Origin of the sequence: Ruegeria haliotis, from assembly GCF_013377785.1 — a bacterium.
GTDB lineage: Bacteria > Pseudomonadota > Alphaproteobacteria > Rhodobacterales > Rhodobacteraceae > Ruegeria > Ruegeria haliotis.
This window is the reverse complement of the sequence record NZ_JABXWT010000041.1, coordinates 1-6,728: the sequence shown is the minus strand read 5'-3', so window position 1 is coordinate 6,728 and position 6,728 is coordinate 1. Positions and strand designations below refer to the sequence as shown.

At 54.0% G+C, this 6,728-nt stretch carries 5 protein-coding genes; 2 read left to right on the top strand and 3 right to left on the bottom strand.

Annotation, left to right across the window (positions count from 1 at the left end; translation table 11 throughout):
- Positions 1–91: 91 nt before the first annotated feature.
- Complete coding sequence (locus HW561_RS23040; RefSeq protein WP_176867707.1) at positions 92–409, bottom strand: bactofilin family protein; 318 nt, start codon at positions 407–409, stop codon at positions 92–94.
- 307 nt (positions 410–716) lie between these two features.
- Positions 717–1,322: an exonuclease domain-containing protein gene (locus tag HW561_RS23035; protein WP_176867706.1), complete on the bottom strand. Its 606-nt coding sequence runs from the start codon at positions 1,320–1,322 to the stop codon at positions 717–719.
- 429 nt (positions 1,323–1,751) lie between these two features.
- Between HW561_RS23035 and HW561_RS23030 the strand changes: the two genes are divergently transcribed.
- Together HW561_RS23030 and HW561_RS23025 are read left to right on the top strand one after the other, a co-directional pair.
- The gene (locus HW561_RS23030) at positions 1,752–3,302 is read left to right on the top strand and encodes a metallophosphoesterase family protein (RefSeq protein ID WP_176867705.1); all 1,551 of its coding nucleotides are present in this window, start codon (positions 1,752–1,754) and stop codon (positions 3,300–3,302) included.
- 94 nt (positions 3,303–3,396) lie between these two features.
- Positions 3,397–5,295, top strand: coding sequence for an ankyrin repeat domain-containing protein (locus HW561_RS23025; RefSeq protein WP_328803326.1), 1,899 nt, complete (start codon positions 3,397–3,399; stop codon positions 5,293–5,295).
- Between the two features lie 74 nt (positions 5,296–5,369).
- Here HW561_RS23025 and HW561_RS23020 read toward each other — a convergent pair whose 3' ends face one another.
- The gene (locus HW561_RS23020) at positions 5,370–6,401 is read right to left on the bottom strand and encodes an alpha/beta hydrolase family protein (protein ID WP_176867703.1); all 1,032 of its coding nucleotides are present in this window, start codon (positions 6,399–6,401) and stop codon (positions 5,370–5,372) included.
- Positions 6,402–6,728: the final 327 nt, after the last annotated feature.

Below are 6,728 nucleotides of genomic sequence, written 5' to 3'. Positions count from 1 at the left end.
CGTTGTCGCGTTCAATCCACCAGTTGGATCAAACTACGCCAAGGTGCAACATGACCGCCAAAGTTCGCGACAAAGCCAACCCCAGAGGGTTCTATTGCTCACCGGTGATTTCGACCTTGCCCACAACCCTTGCGCCGCTCTCGGTTGCCATCGTCCTGGCCACGACATCAGCCTGAACCCATGAAGTCGATGCAAGTTGCAGATCGTCGCAGCTCAAACTGCCATTGTGCTTGCCCTCTATGGTGATCTTCTTGGCGGACAATGCCCCATCAACAGATCCGCTCAACCGAACGGTAATCGCGTCAGCGCTGACATCCCCAACGACGTGACCTTTGACGTCGACACTTCCTCCGCTTGAACTGACATTGCCTTCGATTGTCAGGTCTTCTTCAATTATTGAGCTGGCCACATAAATATCCTCTGCCTGAGATAGCGACGACCCTAAGATGGACGTCGGGATTTGACCACCTGAATAAAGGTTGACTTGATCCCAGGGGCAAAGTTCCGCCTCAACCCGCGCCTACCCGGCAATAGCCCAAGCATGACCAACTTCGTGAAGCGCCCAGATCACGGGCAAAATCGATTAGTCGGGGAGTGTCGTCCAAGTTCTGGAATACGGCCGCGCCGTCGTCAGTGCGTTGAAAACGAAAGGGCAAGTGCAGCCCTTTCCACACGTTCGAGCAAAGCAGAATCTCAGGGATTTTGACCGGTTATCTCTAAGGTCGATTTTCGAACGAAAAGGTCAACTGGCGGTTTGTCCTGAGATAGGGCAACGGCGCGCCAAAAATCTCTTCTGCCCTTAAGATCACAGAAGCCGAAGCTCGGGCGTCTTCACCTGCATCATGGTGATGAAACTCAAGGCCAAGATGTTTCTTAAGGTTTGCCAACCCGTGCCCACCGGCTCTCTTCAATGATGGCCATGCTTGACGGGCAATCGAGACACTATTCGTCCAATGCGACGTGATCATTGGCATGCCGTACCGAGCGCAGGCTGCCGTCATCGCCTTTTCATCAAACGTACTGTGTTGAACAAGGCTGTGCGTGTTGAGGACCTCGAACAAGGACGCATAGACCGTCGGGAATGTCCCAGCCCCCATCACGGTTTCGGCGGAAATCCCGTGGAGCTCAGTATTGAAAGCTTCAAACGGTCCCTCTGGGTCGATCAGGACGGAATAGGTCTGCATAGAACCTGCGTCGCTGACAAAACAAAGCCCGATCTGACAGATGCCACTGATAGTTCTGCCCGCTGTTTCGACGTCCAAAGCAATAAAACGAAAAGGTCCGACCGGCGGCGTTTCAAGATGTCCAAATCTGTTCAACATGTCCTCCGTTTGGGCGCCCTACATCTGTCGGATTTCCGCAACCCTCGCTGCCAGGTCGACACCTGAGCATCCTAATTTTTGCGGGTCGAATGGGTCTTGGCAAGTCGTTCTCGCTCTCAAGGAGTGCAAAGGTAACACAGATATCCAGAAAGACCGGTACGCGCCTCGCTCACATGGCGTGGACATTTGGCTGCCTAGGATGTCAGCAGGGTTCGCGACACACATGTGTGCGGAGCTGCGAGCATTGAACCGCGGTGGCGGCTTGTCCAAGAAGCTTGATCCACACGTAAAACAGCGGCAACATCAATGAAGTGGCGTTCCAATTGCGGGATGTCGGTTTAACAGTATCGGCCAAATGGAAGCACCGGCTGTTTCCCGAGGCTAAAGTTAGCAGAAAACCATTTTCAATCTAACTTCAGGGAGCAAGCCATGACGGCCATGACCCAGACCGAAGCAGACGTTTTAGAAAAGATTACAGTACTACTCCAGAAACCGGAAGATAGACCCCCTTCAGACCAGATCGACGTCGCGCTTGATCCGGCGAAAATCATCAAGGACCTTGAAGAGTTTTACGAACTGCTGAAAGAGTCCGATGCCATGCTCAAGGCAACCGTACCTTATCTTGCGTGGCCACATCACCGACCCGAGCTTCCTGCGCTCGGCGAGATTGAATTTGGCATTCTGCCATATTGGGCAAAAAACCCGAAGCAAATCCCCGGCTACGAAGACATACCGGATGTTTTCCTCAAATTCCTTCGATTGGTCGATGATTTGGGTCTTATTCCACAACCAACAGTCACGCTCAGCGACTATGAAAAGCTCAGAACCGCCGTCCAGAGCAACATGGCGATATCACCCGACGGAACCTCCTGGGAAATTGGGAACTTCGGGCAATTGGATTACCGGTGGCTCGAAGCGCCAATTAACATGCTTCTCGTCAACCATTACTACAATAAACACCCATGGCCGATGCCGGTCTTGAACGACCCGGACAAAAGCCCTCATGTGGGGAAAATCCCCGAGGACAGGGTGACGTTTGCGGTTGCTGGCGACTGGGGAACAGGGGGAGAGAACGCCAAAGCGGTGCGCCATGCAGCTATGCACCTGAAACAGGCCCCGGAATACCTGTTTCACTTAGGGGACGTGTATTACACTGGGACACCCCAACAATCCCTCAGCATGCCGTTCCTCGGAGCGGGCTATGAGGTGGCCCATCTTGTCGATTTTTGGCCCAAGGAGGATTTGAAACCAGGCCGGTCCTTCACCATGAATTCCAACCATGAGATGTACACCGGCGCGCGAGGATTGTTTGAAGACGCGCTTTTATCCAGTCCGATCTTTTCCCACCAAAACGGTTTCACCTACGGGATGCTGGAAAACAAGAATTGGCAGATCTTCTACCTCGACAGTGCGTATTACAGCCCGGATTTTCTCAAAATGTTTGGCGCGCTTAGTGAAGATCAGATCGGCTTTGTTCAATCGATGCGCAAAGGGAATACCGACAAGAAAACAATCGTCATGACCCATCACACGCCCTTCGATGTGACCGGCAAGGTCGAGCAGGTCAAGGACAACAAGTCTCTCCTCCGGGATGTCGCCAGGGCACTGGACAACAATCTGCCAGATTACTGGTATTTCGGGCATATCCACGACGGGATTGTCTATACGCCAAAGCAAGTTACCGCCTCAAAAGACGGCCCGGCCATTGCGGGCACCTGCCACATGCGGTGCGCCGGCCATGCCTCTATGCCCTACGGGGCGCCCTGGGCGTTGGCCAAAGTGGGCAGTACCCCGCCCTTCAAGGAATCCGACTTCATCGATGGCATCGAGTTTTTTGCACAAACGCCAATGCCCAAATGCGGCCTTCGGGTCTTAAATGGCTTCATGACCTTTGCCCTGACAGGAGCTGGTATCGAAGAAGCCTTCTACGACAGCGATGGAAAGAAAACGTGGCCCTGTAAAACCCGCGTCACCACCTAAGACTGATCCTCCCTGGTCTTCCGCAGGTCAAGGGTAGTCGCCCGTCACAGAACTCGAACGGTATGTCGAGTGGCCCCGGCGGGAACGCCAGTCCGTGTCGAACGGGGCAGCCACCGATCAAAAAGATCAATTCCTGGCACTAGCTACTGTCTGCGGGCGAGCCAGAACCGATGAACACTCTCGTAGAGGATACCGGCCCCAAGCCGACATCGACGATCTAGTCAGTCGCTGCGCCACAGCTTTCGTTTTGCGGTCATTCGCACAAGTGTCATCCACTCAAGCCGATCTTGCGGGTGTTGCTTCAGATGGTTATGTTGAGAATGCTTCTAGGGAAAGCCTCCAAGTCCGCGGAAAGCCGTCACCGGCATCTCTATCAACAAGACGACAGCCTTATTTCGGTATGTCTCATGCTCGGATCCAGCGGACCATCGAGCCAATAGTGAGGACGCCGATGACAAAATGCCTGGACCAACTGCGCCGCGACGCCAAAGCACTTCGCAACGCCTATGAAGCAGGCGAATTGCGTGCCCGCCAACGCATCGCAAACTATCCGCCTCGACCGGAGGCAACAGCTCTCAAGCACTCCGACTATTTGCATGTCATTGCGCGCGAGAACAGTTTCCCGTCCTGGCCTGCTCTAAAGTTCGCGGCGGATTTTCTTGGCATGGACAAAGCCACCAAGCGGCAGCGCCTGAAACTGGCCCTCGCTCAGGGTCACTTCACCGCTGTTGATCAACTCCTGGCTGACGCACCAGACCTGGCAGACGGAGATTTCGGACTTTGTCTGGCCCTTTATCGCAAGTCGGATGTGCTGGAATTTCTCGACCAAACGCCAAAACTGGCGACGCAGCTCATTGGAGATCTGGCACCTCCTTTGACGATCCTTGCCCGATCCAAGTGGATTCATCACGCACCTGAGCTGGCTAATGACATGCTTGATATCGCAAATGCACTTTTGGAAGCTGGTGCTGATGTTGATCTCGGTGCGCCGGTCTATCATGGCAACGACTACAAGCTATCGCCGCTTTACTTCGCCATCGGCCATTCGGACAATATGATTCTTGGGCAGTGGCTGCTGGAGAACGGAACAAATCCGAATGACGGCGAGAGTCTTTATCACTCAACCGAGCTCGGTCATCCTAAAGGATTGCAACTGCTACTGGATCATGGTGCCGACCCGAAGGGGACAAACGCATTGCTGCGCGCGATGGACTTCCATGACACCGCGGCTGTTCAGATGCTTCTCGACCATGGGGCCAAAGTATATGAATTTGACGGGACGCATGTTGGTGGTGAAGCACCGTGGGTCGTTCCTGCGCTACACCAGGCAGCGCGAAGGATGGCCACACCAGATATGGTGGAGCTTCTTCTTGAAAATGGCGCCGAGCTGAACCGCCCTTTCGAGAACACAACGCCATATGCTTATGCGCGGGTGTTTGGAAATGCCAGTTTGGCGAGGATGCTTGAAGAGCGCGGCGCAGATACTGCTTTGAGTGAGACCGAAACTCTACTAGCTGCTGTTGCCGATGGCGTTCAGCCGCTGGGCGGCCTTGACCCCGAAAAGATACCTGATGCCTACCGCAATATCATCCGAATGATCTTGCATATCCCGGGCAAACTGGATCACGTTCGACGGCTGGTCGCCGTAGGAGTTGAATATGACCGCCCAGATACCGAAGGATTGACGCCGGTTCAGGTTGCCGGATGGGAGGGCTTGCCAGACGTCATGGAATACCTTCTGTCGTTAAAGCCAGACCTGACACATGTGAACGGCTATGGCGGAACACTTCTGTCGACAATTATTCATGGATCGGAGAACTGCCCGCAACGATTAGACCGCGACTATACTCGGTGCCTGAGTCTGGCACTGCGGGAAGGAGTCGCTCTTCCGCACCGTGCCATAGAACTGGCAAGCCAGGACGCCGTATCCGAGTTTTTGTCAGATTGGGCGGAACGATATCCCGAGCAAGTCGTCGACGGTGGTGTCGCTTAAACTGGTTTATGCGATCATGACAGCAGGCGAAGGCGGAAGGCCGGTGTCGCCATACCAACCCGCCTCCGCTCGCGTTATGAATTCGAGAAGAAATCCGTGACAGCGTCGATAATCGTCTCATGCTTGGCAGCACGCGCTGTGCCGCCATCTGAACAGATGATCTCGTCTCCTGGTTCTTCTTTTGCCAGAAGCTCGTAGCCTCCGGGCTTACAACGACCGAGGAAATCAAAATGCGATAGCGTCTCCGGTTCGATGTAGCGTGCGTTGCGTGTTGGCAGTGCGGCAATCAGGGCACGGGATTCAATGTCGAGCGTCAGACCTGAATTCATGATCGGGGCCCCAAAGACCAGCATCGGACGGTCAATCTGGCGAAGACTCATCTCGGAAAAGCTCTGCGTTCCACCAAGATCAAAAACTGCAAATGCCTTGATCCGGGGGTCGGACAGATCGACCTCCATTTGAGCGCGATCTTCGGGTGTTTGCGCGATTTTCCAACCCGAAAGGATGCCACAAGCCAGCTCGTCTGGCTGAGTGTCGCAGAATTGTTTTAATCCGGCCGCGTCGTACCGCGCGCCAGCCAGGGCAACAGCGGTGAACCCACCCAGTGAGTGTCCCGCCATATAGATCCTGTCTGAATTGACATATTGCGCAAAGTCAGATGCGCCAGTCGCATGGTCTATAACGCGGAAAATGTCCTTTGGACGCTCCCATAGTTGCCGAGTCAGATCGGGGTCGCGAGACCAGGTTGATGTACCAGGATGACTGATGGCGGCCACAATGTAACCGCGTCGCGCTAACGCACCGGCAAGCCACGCCTGATTGTAGGCGTTGCCAAACATACCATAAGATAAGACAACAAATGAGAACCGGCTCGTCGCAGGGGCAGCATCTTTCACAACTTTCGTCCCCGCCCACACTTCACTTTCGAAGTCATAAGTCTCTGGCCCAATTGCATCTGTTGGATACCAAATAAATCCGGACAGATCGCGTTCTCCCTCGGCGTCAGCGACTTTCAGTTCTGTCATTGCAGACCGGTAGGGCTGGGCAAATGCCGTTGCTGCGCACATAGCTAAGATACCAGCAAGAAGGTAAGAAGAGTGTCTCATCGAAAGCTCCGATCATCGTTCAAGATAAGGTCAAAGCTGAGCTGTGGGTTTATTTGAAACAATGAGTTGCACCGCCTATACCTGTCCTTGATCCTGATCGAGGACAGGTCGCGATAGAAAGAGGACAAATGGACAGCCCCGGGTTGATCAGTTTCCCCTTACCGCTGGCGACAGCGTTGCTTTGCGGTGTGCTTACCATTCTGGCCTGGCGGCTGGATCTGGGCTTTCGTCAGGCCAACATGTTGTTTTCGGGGCTTTGTCGCGAACTTTGGCGGTCATGTTGCACCTTGGCGTAGTTTGATCCAACTGGTGGATTGAACGCGACAA